The sequence below is a fragment of the Cryobacterium lactosi genome (genome assembly GCF_004403945.1).
GTDB lineage: Bacteria > Actinomycetota > Actinomycetes > Actinomycetales > Microbacteriaceae > Cryobacterium > Cryobacterium lactosi.
Window position 1 is genome coordinate 146,042 of record NZ_SOHM01000030.1, and the last position, 17,560, is coordinate 163,601.

A 17,560-nucleotide genomic window follows, 5' to 3' on the forward strand; every position below is an offset into this window, starting at 1 on the left:
TAGGTTAGCTGGCATTTCTGAGGAGTTTCATGACGCTGCGGCTCTTGGCAGTGCACGCCCATCCCGACGACGAGTCGAGCAAGGGCGCCGCTACGTACGCTTACTACCGAAGCCTCGGCGCGGAGGTGCTCATCGTGAGCTGCACCGGCGGTGAACGCGGCAGCATCCTCAACGAAGACCTGGTCGACGTGGCCATGGCCGAGCGGGACCTCTCCGGACTCCGCCGCCTGGAAATGGCGGCGGCCCAGCAGGCGATGGGCATCCAGCACCGCTGGCTGGGCTACCAGGATTCCGGTATGTCCGACGACGGCGGGGTTCCGAAGAACTCGTTCGCCGCCATCCCCCTGGAGTACTCGGCCGAACCCCTGGTGCGCATCATCCGCGAGTTCCGCCCGCAGGTGCTCATCACCTACGACGAGAACGGCGGCTACCCGCACCCCGACCACATCCGTTGCCACGAGGTCTCCCTCGAGGCGTACCGGGCGGCGGCTGACACCGAGCGGTACCCGGATGCCGGCGCCCCGTGGCAGATCGACAAGCTGTACTACGACCGCATCTTCAACCTCGAACGCATGGACGCCATGTACCTCGAGCTGAGCGTCGCCGAACCGGACTCCGAGCTGCTCGAGCCGCTCGCCAGCGCCAGGGAGCGGATGAGCGACTACCCGAACCTGGCCACGACGCACGTGCCGATCGGGGACTTCCTCGAGGTGCGCGACGAAGCCCTCAAGGCGCACGCCAGCCAGGTCTCACCCACGAGCAGCTTCTTCTTCTGGCCCAACGACATGGTCCGCAAGGCCTGGCCCTACGAGGACTTCCAGCTCATCGAATCGAAAGTTGACACCGTCATGCCCGAGTCCGACCTCTTCAGCGGCGTGCGGGACGACGCATGAGCGTCACGTTCGCGCCCGTGCTCGGCTTCATCCTGTCCAACACCCCGCCGCCGGAGTTCAACCCGGACACCGTCACACCGGGGCCGTGGGGCTTCTTTGCGATCTTCTTCGTCGCGGTCGTGACCCTGTTGCTAGGCATGGACCTCGCCCGCCGCATCCGCCGCACCACGTACCGTGCCGAAATGCGGGAACGGTTGCAGGCCGAGGTCGCTGAACGGGATGCCGCCGCGGCTGAACAGAAGAAGTCCGACACTCCGTAGGGGCGAAGCGGGCCCTAGGGGTAGAGCGGGTGGGTCGCGATGATCAGGATCGCGACCCAGTGGCAGAGGAACGCCACCACAGTGAGCGAGTGGAAGATCTCGTGGAATCCGAACACTCCCGGAACCGGATTGGGCTTCTTGAGGCCGTACACGACGGCGCCGACCGAGTAGCAGAGTCCGCCGACCATGATCAGCGTCATCATCAGGGCGTCGGCCTGGAAGAAGTCGACGATGAACATCAGTGCGCCCCAGCCGAGCGCCAGGTAGAGCGGCACGTACAGCCAGCGCGGGGCGTTGATCCAGAACACCCGGAACGCGATGCCGAGGATCGCGCCGCCCCAGACCAGCGACAGCAGCAGCACGGCCTTGTCCGGCGGGAGGGCCAACACCGTGATGGGCGTGTAGGAGCCGGCGATCAGCAGGAAGATGTTGGCGTGGTCGATGCGTTTGAGCACCATCCGGGTGCGCGGCTGCCAGTTGAACCGGTGGTACAACGCCGAATTGCCGAACAGGAGCATCGAACTGGCCACGAAGACCGCCGAGCTCCACTTCGCGGCCGGGCCGTCGGCGGCGAGCAGGAGGATGATGCCGGCGACGATGGTGACCGGGAACGTGCCCGCGTGGATCCAGCCCCGCCAGGTGGGCTTCTCGGGAAGCGGATGCTCGATCTCGTCTTCGAGAAGAGGGAGATTCGGAATGTCGTCCGTGGAGGCCATGCTGTCAGGATACGGCAGCGCCCAACGCGTTGCGGCATATAGCGCCCGCCGGATTGAGCTAGCGTAACTGTGTGCAGATGCGGCAATCCTCCCTCGGACGCGGACTCCTTTACAGGATCTACCAGCGTCGACTGCGTCGCGGGCTGACCGCTGCGGTCCTGCCCAAGCACGTTGCCATGATCATCGACGGCAACCGCCGCTGGGCCAAGCAACTCGGCTACGACTCCGCCGCGCACGGCCATCGGGCCGGGGCCGCGAAGATGCGCGAATTCCTGGAGTGGTGCGACGACCTCGGCATCTCCGTCGTCACGCTGTACCTGCTCTCCGCCGACAACCTCACCCAGCGGCCGACAGAGGAACTCGATGCCCTGTTCGAGATCATCGCGGACCTGGCCGAGGACCTCTCGCACTACCGGGACTGGAAGGTGCAGCAGGTCGGCTCCAAGAAATGCCTGCCCGGCCCTCTCGAAGGCGCGCTGGCGGCCGCGGAGGCCCGTACCCACGCCAACCGCGGCCTGCACGTGAATCTCGCCGTCGGGTACGGCGGCCGCACCGAGATCACCGATGCGATGCGCAGCATCGTCTCCACCCACCACGCCCACGGCGGAACCCTTGAAGACCTCGCGGAGACCCTCACCCCCGAGCTGATCGGCCAGCACCTGTACACGGGCGGCCAGCCCGACCCGGACCTGGTCATCCGCACCTCGGGCGAGCAGCGGCTCAGCGACTTCATGCTCTGGCAGAGCGCGCACAGCGAGTTCTACTTCGTCGAGGCCCTCGGCCCCGACCTCCGCCAGGTCGACTTCCTGCGGGCCCTGCGCGACTTCGCCAAACGGCACCGCAGGTTCGGCGGGTGAGCGCGGTCGACACGCCCCTGGCGGGCTACCTGGACGGATTCACCGAAGACCCCGGCTACCTGGACTACGGTCGCATCGGCCCGGTTTCCAGGGCCGTCGTCGCCGAAACCCGCGGCCAGACCGAGATCCTCGCCAGGGCCCGGTTCGGCAGCCTGGGCCACTTCGGCGAGCAAGACCTGCGGATGCGCACCGCGGTGGCGGCCGTTCTCGGCTTCGGGAGCGACCAGATCGTGTCGCAGCCGAATACCAGCATGGGCCTCATGCACGCCATGTTCGGTCTCACCGGAGACGTGCTGCTCTCGCCGGCTGACTTTCCCAGCGTGCCGTTCGCGGCCGTGCGGGCCGCCGAGGCGCTGCACGCTGCCACGCCGCTCTGGCTCACGGCCGACGGCGGCGAGATGCGCGCCGGAGCGGTCACACCGGGGCAGGTGCGCGACCAGCTGACACCGGGCACCGTGGCGGTCGCCGTCAGCCTGGTCGACTCCCGTACGGGCTTCAGGGCCGATCTGGAGGGCATCCGGCAGGTGATCGGTGACCGGCTGCTCATCGTGGACGCCATTCAGGGTTTCGGGGTGGTCGACGCCGCCTACGAGGTCGCCGACGTTGTGGTCTCCGGCGGTCAGAAATGGGTCAGGGCCGGCTGGGGTACCGGTTTCCTCGCCCTGAGCGACCGCGCCGTCGAACGGCTCACCCCGGTCGTGTCCGGGTTCGCCGGCACCGACGTGACCGAGCCCTGGGACCAGGTGCTGCCGCCGGTGCGTGCGGCGTCGGCGTTCCGGGTGACCGACGGCGACGGCATCGCCCAGGCCAGGTTCGCGACGGCGCTGGAGGAGATCCAGGCCGTGGGCGTGGCCGCGATCGAGGGCGCCGTGCGCCACAACGTCGACCGGTTGATCGACCTGGCCGACGAGTACGCCCTGCCTGTCGTCTCGTCCAGGGACGTGCGGCAACGAGCCGGCCTGGTGGTGCTCGCGCCGCCCGCCGAGCGCCTCACCGCCCTGGGCGCGGCGCTGCACAACCACGGCGTCACCGTGACGACCCGGGGCGGCAGGGTGCGCCTCAGCGTGCACGCCCACCTCGCCGACGACACCGTCGAGATGCTCCGTGGCGCCTTCACGGCGTACTCCGCCGGCGCCACGTACTAACCGAGCTGCCTGCCTGCCTGCCCGCCGGCGGCGAACGTTAACGTCTCATGACGTTGGGCGTGTCGTTTTTCCAATTCCCAGCCAATCGACGTACCTTCAACACATCAGGTACGGCACCTGATCGAGACGGCCACATAAGTACGGCTCGAGAAAAAAGCTAGTGGTCGCTCGCCAACGAATCCGCACCGAAAGGTGCGGGGTGGGAGTGGTTGTGACCGCTAATCGAACCGACTACCTGAACGCGGACCAGAGCGTCTCAGGGGTCGACCAAACCGAGCGCACCTTCGTACTGGACACCTCGGTGCTGCTCTCGGATCCCAAGGCGATTTTCCGGTTCGCCGAGCATGCCGTGGTGTTGCCGGTGGTGGTGATCACCGAGCTCGAGTCCAAGCGCAACGACCCGGAGATCGGCTACTTCGCCCGGCAGGCGCTGCGCTACCTCGACGAGCTGCGGGTGAAGCACGAGCGGCTCGACTTCGCCATCCCGGTGGGGGAGGGCGGCAGCCTGCGGGTGGAGCTGAACCACTCCAACATGTCGGTGCTGCCCAGCGGTCTGCAACTGGGAGACAACGACTCGCGCATCCTGGCGGTGGCGATGAACCTGGCCAACGACGGGCTCGCCGTGACGGTGGTCTCCAAGGACCTGCCGCTGCGGGTGAAGGCCGCCTCGATCGGCCTGGCCGCCGACGAGTACCGGCACGAGCTGGCCGTGGACTCCGGCTGGACCGGCATGGACGAGATCACCCTGAGCGCCGAGCAGGTGAACGACCTCTACGACAAGGAGTCCCTGCAGACCCGCCTGGTGCAGGACATGCCGGTCAACACGGGCCTGGTGATCCACTCCGACCGCGGTTCGGCTCTCGGCCGGGTCACCGGTCGGGGCGAGTTGCGCCTGGTGCGCGGCGACCGGGACCTGTTCGGCCTGCACGGCCGGTCGGCCGAGCAGCGCCTGGCGATCGACCTGCTGCTCGACCCGGAGATCGGCATCCTGTCGTTGGGAGGTCGAGCGGGGACGGGGAAGTCGGCGCTCGCCCTCTGCGCGGGCCTTGAGGCCGTTCTCGAGCGTCAGCAGCACCGCAAGATCATGGTGTTCCGGCCGCTCTACGCGGTGGGCGGCCAGGAGCTCGGTTACCTGCCCGGTGACGCGCAGGAGAAGATGGGCCCGTGGGGTCAGGCGGTCTTCGACACGCTCGGTGCTCTGGTCAGCGAGAACGTGCTCGAGGAGGTTGTCGAGCGCGGCATCCTCGAGGTGCTGCCGCTCACCCACATCCGCGGCCGGAGCCTGCACGACGCCTTCGTGATCGTGGACGAGGCGCAGTCGCTGGAGCGGAACGTGCTGCTGACGGTGCTGAGCCGCATCGGGCAGAACTCCCGCGTGGTGCTCACCCACGATGTGGCCCAGCGCGACAACCTGCGGGTGGGCCGTTTCGACGGGGTCGCCTCGGTCATCGAGACCCTCAAGGGGCACCCGCTGTTCGCGCACATGACCCTGACCCGATCGGAGCGGAGCGCCATCGCCGCCCTGGTCACCGAAATGCTGGAGGGCAACGAGCTGGCCTGAGCCCACGAAAGCGGCGAAACGGTTGCCTCAGCGAAGCTGAAGCAACCGTTTCGCCGCTTTCGCGTGAGGGTTAGCGCGCCTGCGGCGGCCGCGTCATGCTCAGCACGTCGAGCGCTACATCGAGCTGCTCGAGGGTGACCTCGCCGCGCTGGACGAAACCGAGGTCGATCACCGACTCCCGCACCGTGAGGCCCTGCGCCACGGAGTGCTTGGCCACCTTGGCGGCGGCCTCGTAGCCGATCACCCGGTTGAGCGGGGTGACGATCGACGGCGACGACTCGGCCAGTGCTCGGGCCCGGTCGAGGTTGGCCTCCAGGCCGTCGACGGTCTTGTCGGCGAGCACCCTTGCACCGTTGGCGAGCAGCCGGATCGACTCGAGCAGCGCGGTGCCCATCACGGGGATGGCCACGTTGAGCTCGAACGCGCCGGAGGCACCCGACCAGGCGATGGTGGCGTCGTTGCCGATCACGCGGGAACAGACCATGAGCACGGCCTCCGGGATGACCGGGTTGACCTTGCCCGGCATGATCGACGATCCGGGCTGCAGGTCGGGGATGCTCAGCTCGCCGATGCCGGTGTTGGGGCCAGAGCCCATCCAGCGCAGGTCGTTGCAGATCTTGGTCAGGCCCACCGCGATGGTGCGGAGCGCGCCGGAGGCGTCGACGAGGCCGTCACGGTTGGCCTGCGCCTCGAAGTGGTCGACGGCCTCGGTGATCGGCAGTTCAGTCTCCGCGGTGAGCAGTTCGATGACGAGCTGCGGGAAGCCGGCGGGGGTGTTGATTCCGGTGCCGACGGCGGTGCCGCCCAGCGGCACCTCGGCGACGCGGGGGAGCGCGGTGCGGACCCGCTCGATGCCCAGGCGCATCTGGCGGGCGTAGCCGCCGAACTCCTGGCCGAGGGTGACCGGGGTGGCATCCATCAGGTGGGTGCGGCCGGCCTTGACGGCGGTGGCCCACAGTTCGGCCTTGGCCTCGAACGCCACCGCGAGGTGGTCGAGCGACGGGATCAGGTCGTCGATGAGAGCGCTGGTCACGGCGATGTGCACCGAGGTGGGGAAGACGTCGTTGGAGGACTGTGACGCGTTCACGTGGTCATTGGGGTGCACCGGGCTGCCCAGGCGCCGGGTGGCGAGGGTGGCGAGCACCTCGTTCATGTTCATGTTCGACGAGGTGCCGCTGCCGGTCTGGTACACGTCGATGGGGAACTCGGCGTCGTGCCGGCCCGTGATGACCTCGTCCGCTGCCGCAGCGATCGCGTCGGCGATGGCCGAGTCGAGCACCCCGAGGCGGGCGTTGGCGAGGGCGGCCGACTTCTTGATGCGGGCCAGGGCCGCGATCTGGGCGGACTCGAGCACCGACCCGGAGATCGGGAAGTTCTCGACCGCGCGCTGCGTCTGCGCGCCGTAGAGTGCGTTGGCGGGAACCCGCACCTCGCCCATCGTGTCGTGCTCGATCCGGTACCCGGTCGGCACGGAGCCTGTCTCAGTTGAAATGTCCACCACGGTGTGTCATACCTTTCGATTCATTGCTGTGTGACGACGGCGCTAAACGACGCCGACGACGATGTCCGGGTCGGCCCGGCCCTCGAGGAGCCGGTAGTTCGCGCCGACGATAGCCAATGTACCTTCTGCGATGGCGGCACTGATCATCTCGGAGCGTTGGACGAGTTCGGCGACAGTGTCGCGCAGGTGTTCCCGGCCCACGGCGGATGCGTCGATGTCGTCGGTGTCCAGCGGGCCGGTCGTGGGGCCGCCGACGCGGCGCACGGCCGGCACGATCTTCTCGATGATGTTGTTGATGTGCGGGGGCAGGGTCTCGGCGTCCGCGCCTTGCGAGTCGATGGCGGCGCGCACCGCGCCGCACCTGTCGTGGCCGAGCACCAGGATCAGCGGCACCTTGAGCACGGCGACGGCGTATTCGAGCGAGCCGAGCACGGAGTCGGAGATGACCTGGCCGGCGTTCCGCACGACGAACAGGTCGCCCAGGCCCTTGTCGAAGATGATCTCGGCGGCCAGCCTGGAGTCGCTGCAGCCGAACAGGGCGGCCATCGGGGTCTGCACGAACGCGGTCTCGGCGCGCCGGTCGACGTCCTGGCGGGGGTGCTGGGGCGTGCCGGCGACAAAGCGCTCGTTCCCCTCCGCGAGGTCGTTCCAGACCTGGGCCGGTGTGAGGGTGTCACTCATTCGCTGGAACCATTCTTCTCTGTGGTGATGGGCTCGGCCAGGGCGCCGGCCAAAACGCTGAACTCTTCGTCGGAAGCGGTGCCGATCAGCAGGTAACTGCTGGCGCCGGCCTCGGTGACGAGTGCGGACTCGAAATTGCCCCGGTCTTCCTGGGGCGCCGGGTTGCGGTAGACGTCCCACTCGACGCCGTCGATGGTGACGGTGTCGTCGGCGGCCACGTTCTCCAGCTTGTCGGCCAGCCAGGTGGGGTTCGCGTCGACGGCCTGGGTGAGGCCGATGAACTCGTTCGACGGGGTGAGCAGGCCGATGTACCAGCTGGAGACCCCGTCACTGCCGCCGTTGCGCCATTCGGCAGCGTTCGCGGCCCAGCCCGCGGGCAGCTCGGGGGCCACCAGGGGCACGTCGACGCCGGTTTGGACCTGTTCGGCCACGCTGGCGTAGTCCACGTTCCGCGTCAGCGGGGTGTCGCTGCGCGGCACGATCAGCACCAGCACGATGACGGCGCCCACGGTCGCCAGCAGCGAGTAGACGAGATTGTTGATGGTCTTGCGCGAGCGGTAGTTGCGGGAGTTCGTCGCCAGCCGGGTGGCGCGCTCCTGGCCGGTCTCCGGGCGGCCGAGCTCCGCGACGACGCGCGGTGGGCGGGGGCTGCGGCTCATTCCGCGGCGGCCGCGCCGCGGGCGGCGTCCAGGCGTGCCTTCGCGCCGATCAGCCATTCCTCACAGCGGGTCGCGAGGGTCTCGCCTCGCTCCCACAGTGCCAGGGACTCTTCGAGCGTCGACGCGCCCTGCTCGAGCACCGAGACGACGCGAATCAGTTCGTCCCTGGCCTGCTCGTAGCTGAGCGAGTCGACGGGAACGGGCGTGCCTGCGGACGAAGTCATGTCAGCCATTCTATTTCGAGACCGCCGGCACGGTGCCCACGCCCACGGTGATCAACAGATCGGTGCCGGCCGGCGCCTGGTCGCTCGAGCGCAGCACGTGGCCGTCGGGCAGCTGCACGATGGCGTAGCCGCGGTCCAGGGTGCCCTGCGGGGAGAGCGCGCGCAGCTGGGAGCGGAGTTCCACCACGCTGGAGCCCGCGCGTTCGAGGGTGCGGTGCATCAGCTCGGCACCGCGGGCCACGTACCGGGTGAGGTCCTGCGAGCGGCTGTCGATGATCCAGTCGGCGCCGGCGAGCACCGGGCGGCTGCGCAAGGCGCCGAGCCTGTCCACCTCGGTGGCGAGGATGCCGGTGAGCCGGCTGCTCAGGCGCGCCCGGGCCTGCTGCACCCGGTTCAACTCGTCGGAGACGTCGGGCACGACCCGTTTGGCGGCGTCGGTGGGGGTGGAGGCGCGCAGATCGGCCACATCGTCGAGCAGCGGCCGGTCGGCCTCGTGGCCGATGGCGCTGACCACCGGGGTCGTGCAAGCCGCGACGGCGCGCACCAGGGACTCGTCGCTGAAGCCGAGCAGGTTCTGGAAGTCGCCGCCGCCGCGGGCGACGATGATGACGTCCACTTCCGGGTCGGCATCAAGCCGTTTGATGGCCGCGGTGACCTCGCCGACCATCCGGTCGCCCTGCACGGCGGCGTGCACAACGCTGAAGTCCACCGCCGGCCAGCGCAGCTGAGCGTTACGGAGCACATCCTTCTCGGCGTCGGAGTCCTTGCCGGTCACCAGGCCGATGCGGTGGGGCAGGAACGGCAGCGGCCGCTTGCGGGAGGCGTCGAATAGCCCCTCCGCCTTGAGCTGTGCACGCAACCGTTCGAGACGCTCGAGAAGGTCGCCCAGCCCCACGTGCCGCAGCTCGAAGACCTGCATCGTGAGGGTGCCGCCCTTGACCCAGTAGTTGGGCTTGACCAGCGCGATCACCCGGTCACCCTGCTTGAAGTCGCCGGTGAGGCGGGCCTTCACCGACGACCACACCGTGAAGCTCACCGTCGCATCCACCGAGAGGTCCTTGAGCTTGCCGTAGACGTTGCCGCCGCTGGCGCCCCACTGCACGATCTCGCCCTCGACCCAGGCGGTGCCGAGCCGTTCGATGTAGCCGCGGATCTTGTTCGAGAGCACCGCGACCGGCCAGGGGGCCTCGACGGTGGGCGGCTCATCGCCGGCGGCAGGCATCGTGACAGCGTTCATGGTTCTCCAGGTCTGCAGGTCTACTTACGGCTCGCACGGTCTGTCCAGACGCGCCCGCATAGACTGTTCAGGTGAGTACCAGTACTAATGCGCCCGTGATCGGCCTTGGCATGCCCAGAATTCCGAGCCTGGCCAACAGGCTCAAGGATACCCCGGTGGAAGGGCCGAAAAAGGTGCTGCTTGCGGCCCCACGCGGCTACTGCGCCGGCGTGGACCGCGCCGTCATCGCCGTCGAGAAAGCACTCGAGCTCTACGGCGCCCCCGTGTACGTGCGCAAGCAGATTGTGCACAACACCCACGTGGTCAGCGAACTCGAGAAGAAGGGTGCCATCTTCGTCGAAGAAGTGGATGAGGTTCCCACCGGTTCGCATATCGTCTTCAGCGCCCACGGCGTGTCGCCGGCCGTGGTCAACGCCGCCGCCGAGCGCGGCCTGTCGGCCATCGACGCGACCTGTCCGCTGGTCACCAAGGTGCACCGCGAGGCCGTGCGCTTCGCCAGGGACGATTTCGAGATCTTGCTGATCGGCCACGAGGGCCATGAAGAGGTCGAGGGCACCGCCGGCGAAGCGCCGGAGCACACGACACTGGTCGGCAGCCCCGATGAAGCCGACACCATCACCGTGCGCGACCCGAACAAGGTGGTCTGGTTGTCGCAGACCACGCTCAGCGTCGACGAGACCATGGAGACCGTCCGGCGCCTGCGGGCCCGGTTCCCCAACCTGCAGGACCCGCCCAGCGACGACATCTGCTACGCCACCCAGAACCGTCAGGTGGCCATCAAGAAGGTCGCCCGCGACTCCGACCTGGTCATCGTGGTCGGATCGGCCAACTCGTCCAACTCGGTGCGACTGGTCGAGGTGGCGCTGGAATACGGCGCCAAGGCCGCCTACCGGGTGGACTACGCCAACGAAGTGAAGCAGGAATGGCTCGACGGAGTGAACACCGTCGGCGTCACGAGCGGGGCCTCCGTGCCGGAGGAGCTCGTGGAGGAACTGCTGCGCGACCTGGCCGATGCCGGGTACGGCGACGTGGAGCAGGTCAAGACCGCAGAGGAAGATCTGCTCTTCTCGCTGCCCAAGGAACTGCGTAAGGACCTGCAGGGCAAGACCGACGCGCGTGCGCTCGGTGGCCGGGTCAGCCAGCCCGAGTAGAGGTTACGGCCGGCTGAAGTAGTCGAGCAGCGCCGGGTCGCCGGCGAGCACGACGGCCGTGACCGCGACCAGCAGCACGAAGGCGACGACGCCGCCGACGATCGGAACGTAGAACGCTCGGCGGCCGCGGAGCACCAGCATTACGGAGACCGTGGCGGTGGCCAGCCAGAGCACGCCGAGGGCGATGCTGCCGGCGGTGATGATCGAGCCGACCGAGTCGGCGGCGGTGTAGTCGCCGAGGCTCGCCTGCGTGTAGAGCATCTGCAGGGCCTCCGGCATCGAGCCGAGGATCGAGATGGTGAAGAACGCGCCGAGCACCCCCAGGATGAGCAGGCTGAGGGTGACGGGACGGTCCCAGGTCGGTGCCGACCCCGGTACCGACCCTGGTGCTGCACCCGGCCCGAACCGGCCAGGGGGCACGGGGGCCTGGACCGGTTCCGGGGTGACGACGGCAGAGTCCGCAGGCGCGTGTTCGTCCTGCGGCGGGGTCCAGGTCCAGCCCTCCGGGGCCAGCTCGCCGTAGCGGGGCTGGGGGCGGTAGTCCACCGGCGGGGTCGCCGGCGTCTGGTCTGGAGCGTTCTCTGCCATCGTCATCCGGTTGTTTCTGATCTAGCTGTTGGAGTGTCCGGCGGAGCCGAGCTGGCGGGTGGCCTGGGCGACGCGGGCGGCCATGGCGGTCTCGGCGACCTTGCCCCAGGCGCGCGGGTCGTACAGCTTCTTGTTGCCCACTTCACCGTCGACCTTGAGCACGCCGTCGTAGTTCTTCAGCATGTAGTCGGCGATGGCGCGCGTGAACGCGTACTGGGTGTCGGTGTCGACGTTCATCTTCACGACGCCGTTGGCAACGGCTTCAGCGATCTCGGCATCGGTCGAGCCGGAGCCGCCGTGGAAGACGAGGTCGAGCGGCAGGGCGCTGGTGCCGTACTTGGCGGCGACGCTCTCCTGGATCTCCTTGAGGAGCTCCGGGCGCAGCTTGACGTTGCCGGGCTTGTACACGCCGTGCACGTTGCCGAAGGTCAGCGCGGCCATGTAACGGCCCTGTTCGCCGAGGCCGAGGGCCTCGATCATCTTGACGGTGTCGTCGAAGGTCGTGTACAGGTTGTCGTTGATGTCGCCCTCAACGCCGTCTTCTTCGCCGCCGACGGCGCCGATCTCGACCTCGAGGATGGCGTTGATCGCCTTGGTGCGGCTGATGATGGTCTTCGCGATCTCGAGGTTCTCGTCGAGCGCGATGGCGGAGCCGTCCCACATGTGCGACTGGAAGATCGGGTTGAAGCCATCGGCGACTGCGGTCTCGGAGGCCGAGATCAGCGGCAGGACGAAGTCGTCCAGTGCGCCCTTGGGGCAGTGGTCGGTGTGCAGGGCCACCGTGACGGGGTAGTTGTCAGCAACGGCGTGCGCGAACTTGGCGAACGCGAGGGCGCCGGCGGCACGGTTCTTGACGGTGTGGCCGGCGAAGTAGTCTGCGCCTCCGGTGGTCACCTGGATGATGCCGTCGGAGCCGGCTTCGGTCAGGCCCTGGAGAACGGCGTTGATGGACTGCGAGGAGGAGACGTTGAATGCGGGGTACGCGAACCCCTTCGACTTGGCCTTGTTCAGCATTTCGGCGTATTGGTCTGGGGTTGCGATGGGCATTGCTTCTCCTCGAAATCGAGCGGGGTTGTCAATCAAGTGTAGCGATGGCGGACTCGGCCCGGCATGGCGGGGAGCGGGTAGTAGGTCCCGTGGCCTTTCGGGACCGAGCGTGGAAGCCGGGCAGAATGGTGTCAGCTGTCCGAAATCGGATGTCTGACCCCTGTTGGAGGAATCGTGGCCCGCAAATCACTCGTCGCCGTTGTTGCCGATGACCTGCTCGACCGTATTGTGCGAGGTTCCATCGGCATCGACGAGGGACTGCCGAGCGAGGCCGAGATCGGCGACGAACACGACGTGAGCCGGATGACCGTGCGCGAGGCCATGAAGACCCTGCAGGCGCAGGGAGTCGTGCGGGTGGAGTCAGGCAAGGGCAGCTTTGTGAATCCGGTCGCGCAGTGGACGTCACTGGACGCCGTGCTGCGAGTGGCCGGAGCGGGGGCGAGCGCCCTCGACGTGGCGGAGCAGCTCATCGAGGTGCGCCGGATGTTCGAGACCGGTGCTGCGTTCCTGGCCGCCACTCGCCGCACCGACGCCGATCTGGCGGCCCTGGAGGGGTTCCTCCAGGCGATGCGCGCAGCTCACGCGGTCAACGACGTGGCCGCTTTCGTCAGGGCAGACCTGGCGTTCCACGACGTCATCCTTCGCGCCTCCGGCAACGTCTTCCTTGGGGTGCTCTTCGAGCCGCTGACCAGGGTGATGGCCGACCGTCGCACCGAGACGTCCAGGGTGGTGGCCATCCAGGAGCACGCCATCGCGGAACACACGGAGATCCTCGCCGCGCTCAGCCAGGGGGGCGCCGAGGCATCCCGGCGAGCCATGGACAGTCACATGGACCAGACCCTGGCGGACATCCGCACATACGTGCACGCCGCGGGGTAGATCGTGCGAAAAAAGTAGTTCCGCTGAATCACTTGTTCAACTCGTCCCACTCCCGTAACCTGTCTGACAGCTGACAACAGACAGCGTTTACAAAGGAGTAACGCCACATGGATGAGCGTCTTGCCCTCGCCCCCTTTCCCGCCCCAGTTTCGGTCCCGGCCGCCGACGTTGCCCGCTGTGTCACCGAATCCGGTCGCATCCTGGTGGTCCTGGACGACGACCCCACCGGCACCCAATCGGTCGCCGACCTGCCCGTGCTCACGAGCTGGTCGGAGGCCGACTTCGACTGGGCGTTCGCCAGGGGGTCCGCGGCGATCTACGTGCTGACCAACACTCGCAGCCTCAGCCCGGCCGATGCGGCGGAGCGCAATCGGGAGATCGTGCGGAGCGCCGTCGCAGCCTCCGCCCGGCACGGCCTGGCGCTGGGATTCGTCAGCCGGGGCGACTCCACTCTGCGCGGCCACTACCCCCTCGAAACCGATGTCATCGCCCAGACGCTCGAGGAACTCACCGGAGAGCTCATCGACGGCGTCGTCATCGTGCCGGCCTTCCCCGACGCGGGACGGGTCACCATCGGGGGAGTGCACTACATGCGTGGGGCGGACGGCCTCACCCCGGTCGCCGAGACGGAGTTCGCCCAGGACTCGACATTCGGCTACACCCATTCCGACCTTCCCGGCTACGTCGAAGAGAAGACACTGGGCCGTGTCACGGCCGACGACGTCGTCGTGCTCCACCTGGGCATCATCAGGGCGGGCGCTGCCGCCGTCGCCGACGCCCTCGATGCGGTGTCAGGCTCGACCCCGATTGTGGCCGACGCCGTGTCCGAGGATGACCTCCGACTGCTCGCCCTCGGCCTGGACGAGGCGGAGCGGCGCGGCAAGGCCCTGCTGTACAGGGTCGGTCCGCCGTTCGTGCGGGCACGGATCGGCCAGGAGAAGCGCGAGCCGCTGACCAGCGCGGAGATCTTCCCCGGCACCGAGTCCCATCCTGGCGGCGGCCTGATCGTGGTGGGCTCGCACGTGGGAGTCACCACCCGACAGCTCGCGGCGCTGCGCACCGCGCGCCCGCTCGCCGCGACCGTCGAGATCGACGTGGCCCGAGTGGTGGGCGCCCGGCAGACCGAAACTGACCCCGTCGGTACCGGGGACTATCTGGGCGGGCTGGTCGCCGAGATCGTGTCGAACCTGCGGCACACCGACGTGATCGTGCACACCAGCCGGGTGCTCGTGAAGACCGACGACCCAGAGGCCAGCCTGCAGATCTCCCGGGACGTGTCCGCGGCCGTCGTCACCGTCGTGCAGCGCACCCTCGCCGCCTCGCCGCCCCGCTTCGTCATTGCCAAGGGAGGCATCACCTCCAGCGATGTCGCCGCCTTCGGGCTCGGCATCCGCCACGCGATCGTGCGTGGCCCGATGCTGCCCGGCATCGTTTCGCTCTGGGAGCCGACCGACGGACCGGCCGCCGGCATCCCGTACATCGTCTTCGCGGGCAACGTCGGCGACGACACCTCCTTGGCTCGCGTCGTCGAGACGCTGAGCGCCCACACCCTCACCTCATTCACCACTATCCCCACAGGAGTCCCCGCATGAACCAGACCCAGGCCTCCGGCCAGAATCACCCATCCGGCCATGACTACACCGTCGCCGTTCTCGGCCTCGGCGCGATGGGCCTGCCCATGGCGACCCGCCTCGCCAGCGCGCTCTCCGTTCACGGCTTCGACATCAGTCAGGCCCGTCTGGACCTCGCCGCCGACGCCGGCATCGAGGTCTTCGACTCCGCGCAGGGCGCCGCAGCCGGCGCTGACGCCGTGCTGCTGGCCGTGCGTAACGGCGACCAGCTGCGCGACGTCCTCTTTGGGGAGAACGGGATCTCCGACGTGCTCAGCCCCGGCTCCGTCGTGATCATGACCAGCACCGTCGGGATCGACGACGTCACCGCGGTCGCCCACAGGCTCGCCGGGCACGGCGTGCAACTCGTGGACGCGCCCTTGAGCGGCGGCCCGGTCCGCGCAGGCCAGGGCGACCTCCTGATCGTGGTTGGTGCCGATCCCACTGCCCGCACCAAGGCCCAGCCGGTGCTGGACCTGCTCGCCTCCACCCTGAGTGTCATCGGCGACAAGCCTGGCGACGGCCAAGCATTCAAGACCGTCAACCAGCTGCTCTGCGGTGTGCACATCGCTGTGGCTGCCGAAGCTCTCGCCCTGGCCGGCGCGCTGGGGTTGAACGTCGAGAGCACCCTCGCCACCCTGTCCAGCGGCGCGGCCGGCTCCTTCATGCTGGCCAACCGCGGCCCCCGGATGCTCGAGGCCTACACCGAGGACGGCGCCGAGGTGCTCAGCCGGCTCGACATCTTCGTCAAGGACATGGGCATCGTCACCAAGGCGGCCCGTGGTCTCGGCCTGGCCACACCGGTGGCCTCGGCCGCTGAGCAGGTCTACCTGCTCGGTCAGGCCGCCGGACTCGCGGCGGCGGACGACTCCGCCGTCATCAAGGTCGTCGCCCCACAGGCCACCGCCTGATTTTCTGTTTGACCTTTTCTCACTTCTACTAGTCACTGCACACCGTCAAAGGAGACACCCCGATGAATACCGCCATCCTCTTGGGCATCGCCGCAGGGGGCATCGCCCTGCTGCTCGTGCTCATCATCCGGTTCAAGGTTCAGGCGTTCGTCGCCCTGCTCCTGGTCAGCCTGCTCGTCGCGCTCGCTGCCGGCATCCCGCTGACCACCATCCCGGCAACCGAAGACGCCCCGGAGCGGCTCGGCGTCATCCAAACCATCGTCGCCGGAATGGGCGGAACCCTGGGAACCGTCGCCATCCTCGTGGCCCTCGGCGCCATGCTCGGCCGGCTGATCGAGGTCTCCGGTGGCGCGGCGAGTCTCGCCGGCAAGTTCACCACGCTGCTCGGGCCCAAGCGGGTCTCCGCCGCTCTCACCGCTGCGGCGTTGGTGCTGGCGATCCCGGTCTTCTTCGACGTGGGGTTCATCATCCTGGTGCCGATCATCTACGGCTTCTGCAAGATCGCCGGGGTGAACCCGGTCAAGTTCGGCCTGCCCGTGGCCGGCATCATGCTCGCGGTGCATGTGGCCGTGCCCCCGCACCCCGGCATCGTCGGAGGGTCGGCGTTGCTCGGCACCGACCTGGGCTGGGTCACCATCATCGGCCTCGCCGTCGCCGTGCCGCTGGGCTTCCTGGCTCATTTCGTCTCCAAGCTGCTCAACCGGCGCGAGTTCACGATGCTGCCGGCCACGGCCGTGCAGTTCGCCCAGTTCGGCACCGACAGCACCGGCAGCACCGGCGGTGCGGATGCGTCCACCGGCGGAGGCTCTCCGGCCGGATCGACCCGCACGGGTACCCTGACCAAGACCGAGGCCCCACCGACGGCGGGCACCATCCTCACCTTGATCCTGGTTCCGCTGGCCCTGATCATGTCGGGGACCCTCGCCGCGACACTGTTGCCGCTCGGTGACCCGCTCCGCCCGTTGTTCGCGTTCATCGGCGCCCCGATCTTCGCCCTCCTGGTTGCGCTCCTGCTCGCCTTCTACCTCCTTACTGTGCGCCGTGGCTGGTCCCTGGCGCACACCGGTGATGTCCTCGAAGCCGCTCTGCCGCCTGCCGCGATCGTGATCCTCGTCACCGGCGCCGGTGGGGCGTTCGCCAAGGTCCTCACCGAGAGCGGCATCGGCACCGCGCTGTCCGACGCCCTCACTGCCACCGGCCTGCCGATCCTGGTTCTCGCCTTCCTGATCTCCCTGGTGCTCCGCGTTTCGCAGGGCTCCGCCACCGTCGCGATCCTGTCGACGGCCGGTCTGATCGCGGAGAACGTGGCCGCGTCGGACTATTCGGTGATCCAGGTGGCCCTGATCACCCTCTCCGTCGCTTTCGGGGCGCTGGGTCTCTCCCACGTCAACGATTCGGGTTTCTGGGTGGTCACCCGGTACCTCGGTCTCAGCGTCGCGGACGGTCTGCGCACCTGGACCGTGCTGACCACGGTCCTCGGGGTCGCCGGGTTCCTGATCGTGGCTCTTCTGTGGCTGGTGGTGGGGGCGGCGGGCGCCTGAACCGGCCGGTGGCCGGCGGCTCAGTCAGCGCCTGAGTCGTCACCGGACCGCTGGGTAAGCTGGGGGACGTACCGGCGAAGTTATCCGGAACGTCCCTCA

18 protein-coding genes are annotated in these 17,560 nt (G+C 68.3%); 10 read left to right on the forward strand and 8 right to left on the reverse strand.

Translation table 11 applies throughout. The features are described 5' to 3' along the window. The first annotated feature begins 29 nt into the window (after nt 1–29). Entirely contained in the window at nt 30–893 is an 864-nt protein-coding gene (gene mca / locus E3T61_RS13155) for a mycothiol conjugate amidase Mca (RefSeq protein WP_174777018.1), read from the forward strand. Then, entirely contained in the window at nt 890–1,153 is a 264-nt protein-coding gene (locus E3T61_RS13160; protein WP_174777019.1) for a hypothetical protein, read from the forward strand. The genes mca and E3T61_RS13160 overlap by 4 nt, the downstream gene beginning before the upstream one ends. 14 nt (nt 1,154–1,167) lie before the next feature. Here the strand turns inward: E3T61_RS13160 and trhA are convergent, their stop codons facing one another. Next, nucleotides 1,168–1,869, reverse strand: coding sequence for a PAQR family membrane homeostasis protein TrhA (gene trhA, locus E3T61_RS13165; RefSeq protein WP_134641305.1), 702 nt, complete (start codon nt 1,867–1,869; stop codon nt 1,168–1,170). A gap of 77 nt (nt 1,870–1,946) precedes the next feature. On the opposite strand from trhA, the gene E3T61_RS13170 reads away from it, so the two are divergent. The 3 genes from E3T61_RS13170 (at nt 1,947) to E3T61_RS13180 (ending at nt 5,432) form a co-directional block, all read left to right on the forward strand. After that, nucleotides 1,947–2,726 (forward strand): isoprenyl transferase, encoded by a 780-nt coding sequence (locus E3T61_RS13170; RefSeq protein ID WP_130176127.1) that lies wholly within the window; start codon nt 1,947–1,949, stop codon nt 2,724–2,726. Continuing rightward, entirely contained in the window at nt 2,723–3,871 is a 1,149-nt protein-coding gene (locus E3T61_RS13175; RefSeq protein ID WP_241992557.1) for an aminotransferase class V-fold PLP-dependent enzyme, read from the forward strand. The genes E3T61_RS13170 and E3T61_RS13175 overlap by 4 nt, the downstream gene beginning before the upstream one ends. 211 nt (nt 3,872–4,082) lie before the next feature. Beyond that, nucleotides 4,083–5,432, forward strand: coding sequence for a PhoH family protein (locus E3T61_RS13180; protein ID WP_174777020.1), 1,350 nt, complete (start codon nt 4,083–4,085; stop codon nt 5,430–5,432). A gap of 70 nt (nt 5,433–5,502) precedes the next feature. Here the strand turns inward: E3T61_RS13180 and E3T61_RS13185 are convergent, their stop codons facing one another. From E3T61_RS13185 to xseA, 5 genes are all read right to left on the reverse strand, one after another. Further along, on the reverse strand, nt 5,503–6,903 hold the full coding sequence (locus tag E3T61_RS13185; RefSeq protein WP_255455684.1) for a class II fumarate hydratase: 1,401 nt from the start codon (nt 6,901–6,903) through the stop codon (nt 5,503–5,505). A 72-nt stretch (nt 6,904–6,975) separates the two neighbouring features. Further along, nucleotides 6,976–7,614: a carbonic anhydrase gene (locus E3T61_RS13190; RefSeq protein ID WP_134641307.1), complete on the reverse strand. Its 639-nt coding sequence runs from the start codon at nt 7,612–7,614 to the stop codon at nt 6,976–6,978. Further along, entirely contained in the window at nt 7,611–8,273 is a 663-nt protein-coding gene (locus E3T61_RS13195) for a DUF4245 domain-containing protein (protein ID WP_134641308.1), read from the reverse strand. The genes E3T61_RS13190 and E3T61_RS13195 overlap by 4 nt, the downstream gene beginning before the upstream one ends. Continuing rightward, a complete protein-coding gene (locus E3T61_RS13200; RefSeq protein ID WP_134641309.1) occupies nt 8,270–8,497 on the reverse strand; it encodes an exodeoxyribonuclease VII small subunit in 228 nt (75 codons plus the stop codon). Before E3T61_RS13200 ends, E3T61_RS13195 begins: the two co-directional genes overlap by 4 nt. A 10-nt stretch (nt 8,498–8,507) precedes the next feature. Next, complete coding sequence (gene xseA, locus E3T61_RS13205; protein WP_241992558.1) at nt 8,508–9,734, reverse strand: exodeoxyribonuclease VII large subunit; 1,227 nt, start codon at nt 9,732–9,734, stop codon at nt 8,508–8,510. A 110-nt stretch (nt 9,735–9,844) separates the two neighbouring features. On the opposite strand from xseA, the gene E3T61_RS13210 reads away from it, so the two are divergent. Continuing rightward, nucleotides 9,845–10,885 carry a 4-hydroxy-3-methylbut-2-enyl diphosphate reductase gene (locus E3T61_RS13210; protein WP_130176144.1) on the forward strand — a complete coding sequence of 347 codons (1,041 nt, stop codon included), beginning with the start codon at nt 9,845–9,847 and terminating at the stop codon, nt 10,883–10,885. A gap of 3 nt (nt 10,886–10,888) precedes the next feature. On the opposite strand, the gene E3T61_RS13215 is transcribed toward E3T61_RS13210, so the two are convergent. Beyond that, a complete protein-coding gene (locus tag E3T61_RS13215; RefSeq protein ID WP_134641310.1) occupies nt 10,889–11,479 on the reverse strand; it encodes a DUF6264 family protein in 591 nt (196 codons plus the stop codon). A 15-nt stretch (nt 11,480–11,494) separates the two neighbouring features. Then, nucleotides 11,495–12,520 carry a class II fructose-bisphosphate aldolase gene (fbaA, locus tag E3T61_RS13220; protein ID WP_134641311.1) on the reverse strand — a complete coding sequence of 342 codons (1,026 nt, stop codon included), beginning with the start codon at nt 12,518–12,520 and terminating at the stop codon, nt 11,495–11,497. A 174-nt stretch (nt 12,521–12,694) separates the two neighbouring features. On the opposite strand from fbaA, the gene E3T61_RS13225 reads away from it, so the two are divergent. The 4 genes from E3T61_RS13225 (at nt 12,695) to E3T61_RS13240 (ending at nt 17,461) form a co-directional block, all read left to right on the forward strand. Then, nucleotides 12,695–13,399 carry a FadR/GntR family transcriptional regulator gene (locus E3T61_RS13225; protein WP_134641312.1) on the forward strand — a complete coding sequence of 235 codons (705 nt, stop codon included), beginning with the start codon at nt 12,695–12,697 and terminating at the stop codon, nt 13,397–13,399. A 107-nt stretch (nt 13,400–13,506) separates the two neighbouring features. After that, nucleotides 13,507–14,991: a four-carbon acid sugar kinase family protein gene (locus E3T61_RS13230; protein WP_134641313.1), complete on the forward strand. Its 1,485-nt coding sequence runs from the start codon at nt 13,507–13,509 to the stop codon at nt 14,989–14,991. After that, nucleotides 14,988–15,920, forward strand: coding sequence for an NAD(P)-dependent oxidoreductase (locus tag E3T61_RS13235; RefSeq protein ID WP_134641314.1), 933 nt, complete (start codon nt 14,988–14,990; stop codon nt 15,918–15,920). The genes E3T61_RS13230 and E3T61_RS13235 overlap by 4 nt, the downstream gene beginning before the upstream one ends. A 62-nt stretch (nt 15,921–15,982) precedes the next feature. Beyond that, nucleotides 15,983–17,461, forward strand: coding sequence for a GntP family transporter (locus E3T61_RS13240; protein ID WP_134641315.1), 1,479 nt, complete (start codon nt 15,983–15,985; stop codon nt 17,459–17,461). Nucleotides 17,462–17,560 lie beyond the last annotated feature (99 nt).